This window comes from Bacillus sp. P4_D3 (assembly GCF_056401855.1).
Genome location: NZ_JBFUIN010001363.1, coordinates 1 through 510 on the forward strand (window position 1 = coordinate 1; position 510 = coordinate 510).

A 510-nucleotide genomic window follows, 5' to 3' on the forward strand; every position below is an offset into this window, starting at 1 on the left:
CCTTTATTAATGGGGAGCTTTTCTTTTGTTTAAACTCTCTGGTGTGTTATTATAAAATTATTCTGAATTTTTAACAGGAGGCGTTTTGATGAAAAGTGAAACGTTACATACACAAGAAGATATTTTGAAGATGATGGATTCTTTATTAAGATCCGCAGTACCATTTTGGAATGAATTTTACACGAATAGAGAAAAGGATGTTCCTTTTTTTGCAAATGTTCCAGATGAGAATTTAKTTTCATATATACAAAAAGAATGGATTTCAAAAGGGAAAGTGTTAGAGCTTGGATGTGGTCCAGGAAGAAATGCAATTTATTTAGCGAAACAAGGGTTTGATGTAACAGCCGTAGATTTGTCTATAGAAGGAATTAATTGGGCCAAAGAGAGGGCGTTAGAAAACGGAATAGAAATACAATTTGTTTGTGAATCGATTTTTAATTTGGATTTTCAAGATGAATATGATTTTGTATATGATTCCGGTTGCTTGCATCACATTCCACCACATAGAAG

General features: G+C 32.6%; 1 protein-coding gene. It reads left to right on the forward strand.

Translation table 11 applies throughout. The annotated features are described in order from the left end of the window. Nucleotides 1-88: 88 nt before the first annotated feature. Nucleotides 89-510 (forward strand): class I SAM-dependent methyltransferase (locus AC1DTM_RS31365; RefSeq protein WP_477001806.1); only part of this gene is annotated, 422 nt, incomplete at its 3' end.